This is a genomic window from Arthrobacter sp. HMWF013 (assembly GCF_003061105.1).
Classification (GTDB): Bacteria; Actinomycetota; Actinomycetes; order Actinomycetales; family Micrococcaceae; genus Arthrobacter.
The window spans coordinates 1-2,503 of the sequence record NZ_QAIQ01000675.1; the positions used below are offsets into that span (position 1 = coordinate 1).

The 2,503-nt window shown below is 61.1% G+C and carries 2 protein-coding genes; both read right to left on the minus strand.

The features are described from left to right. Positions 1-127: 127 nt before the first annotated feature. Entirely contained in the window at positions 128-775 is a 648-nt protein-coding gene (locus DBR22_RS21930; RefSeq protein WP_108600718.1) for a hypothetical protein, read from the minus strand. A 256-nt stretch (positions 776-1,031) separates the two neighbouring features. Then, the coding region (locus DBR22_RS21935; protein WP_219928158.1) for a hypothetical protein at positions 1,032-2,503 on the minus strand (1,472 nt) is incomplete at its 5' end.

Consider the following 2,503-nt stretch of genomic DNA (forward strand, 5'->3'; position numbering starts at 1 on the left):
ACTTAGGTCAATGTTGTCTGACGGGCTCTGAATGCCCGGTAAAGGATCCTTCATAGGGCAACTGGGGACGCGCCGGTAGTGCAGAGCGGGTGGCAGGTCAACGTGGTTGCGGTCCCAGAGCGACCCGTCAGCTTGGGCCGGCGTGCTCGCGAGTTAGGGCCAAAAAATGGCCCGCACGTCGAAAATCACGGGTAAGGAACCCAAGGCCTATGACCATCACTGCCGCGCCGATAGTCATCAACCACCCGAACAGACTGTCGCCGCGTTGGGCGAAATTTAGGGCTTGCGGAATAAAGAAGAGCGGGATCATCGGTTGCACGAGTAGCTGGGTGGCAACGTTCTTGCGGAGTTGTACCGCAGCGGCCCGGATGACCGGAAGGCGCTCGGCGTCTAGTGGTGCTTTTCCTGCGATCTGCCGGCGGATGCGCTTTCGTTCGGCGCTCTCCAATGAGAGGAGCACGTCGATCTTTCCGGACTGCACTGCAGGTACAACTTTCTTCGCGTTGTAGATCAGTCCGCCAATCACGGCAGTGCATGCGGCAAGAGAAATTCCAAATGCCAGAAGGATAGGTCCCTTGTCTGCTATGTCGGGAAAAGTCAGGGCTCCAATTACTGCGCCCACGGCGACGGAGAGGGCCAGTCCAAACGGGAAGTAGCGGGTGTAATAAGTCTTTATGGCCTCACCGAGACCGTTGTCCTGGACGCCTTTGGCTCGCCGCATGGCTACGGTCCAGCGCTCGTTGGACTCGGCCATGAGATCGTCAATCCCGCTCAACGTCTTCTTCCCATGGTCATTTCTAACGCAAAGAGGAAAGCGCAGTAAGCCCAGCTGACCAAATCTTGAGAAATGACTATGAGGAGAAGAGCGGCCTGCCCGTAAGCCGGTGGCACACGGGACGGTTTGAGCGCCCGGTTGCGGATCCCCTTCCGGACGTTTAGTGGCCGTGCAGACGACTTTGGACATTCTCTGTAGACGGCTTTGAAAAATGACACCTTCTTGGCACCGCTGCGGGCGGCCAGCCGGTCCCCGCCTAGTTGAGGAATGTCTTCTTGTCTCGTGTTCCCACGGGCTCCCGCGGCGCATCCAACCACGGCGTATTCCGGGCGTAGCTTGCCGCAACAGCTGCGCTCCAGCGGACCGCCGTTGAGGCTTTAATTCCGGTGAGGCGGGCAAGGATCGGGGGCGGAAGCTGTTGGGCGAGTTGCCCCATTGCCGTACTCCGGGTCTTTTCGGGTTTGATGCCCACGGCTGCCAGACGGCTGGAAAGAGTTCGGGGGTCGATGGGCTGGTTAGGAAAGAGTCCGGGAAAGAGCCATTGCTGATCGTCGGTCGTGCGTCCAACGCGTGTGACGCTGCGTGCACTGACCGCTTCACGGGCAAAGCGTGCCAGCCCGGCGGGCAGATGGAGGGGCTCGGGTCCGAACCGGATCCACACGCCTTCGGCCGTGGTGATGATGTTGGCTAGGGAAAGGGCCGCCAGTTCGTAGTTCCTGATTCCGTAGAGCAGGACAAGGGACGCAGCCAACCTCAGTGCAGGGTCAATGCTCTCTTTCGAATCCAAGACCCGGACGAGGAGCGCATGGTGCTGGTGCTCGGGCAAGAGGAGAACCGCCGGAAGCGGGCTGGGCCGGGGGCTGGCAACGGTGAGGTTCTTATTGATCCCGTTTGTTCTGCACCATTGCAGAAAGGCCTTAATGCAAGCCCGTTCGGGTGGGCCACCGGCGAGCCAGGCATCCACCGCTGCCTGCCCGGCCGTAGACATGGTTATCCCCTGGGCATGAAGTGCAGAGATGAAGTTGCGAACGTACGTGAGCTGACGTCGGTGACCGGCTGCTTGAGCGGTTGTGAGGGTGGTGTGCTGGCGGGCCCGGCGAAGGTGCCGCCAGCGTGCGAACCCAAGGTAGGTTCGCCTATCAGCCTCGTCAATAATGCTGAGGGCTGTCCGTTCAATCCAGGTTTCGAAGGCGACGAGGCGTTCGTTCCGTTCCGGCAGGACTCCAGTGTCAACAAGGAGGGAACGCAGCAGTGATGTCCCTGGGCGGCTGGCGGCGTCCACGGCGTCATGAGTGATGGGCTCGTTACCGGCAACAAGCCGGTGCAGGACGCTCCACGGGGATGTGGTCTTCTTCATGAATTCGTAAAGATAGGCGCCATCGGCAGCCAGCAGAGCGTCCCTGATACCGATGAGTTCCGGCCTCGCCGCCAGCCGTTCGGCGCTGAACAGTGCATTCACTTTGTCCCGGCTACGGCAGCCCCGGCAGAGGCCATCCTTGCTCAGGTAATACGTGCCGCCGCAACGAATGCAGGGTGCAAGAACATCGGGGTGGATACGCCAGCACCTAGTGCAGAGCAGGTCGCCGTTCAGGCGGCCGCCCATGGACCTGTCCTTGCCGCAATGGGCGCACCCGCCCTCCGAGCCGGTGGAAAGCCGGGATTGGCCAAGGAGTGTGCCCGGCACCCCCTCGGCCCGCAGCTCCGAGACGAGAGCCAAGAGTTCAGGGC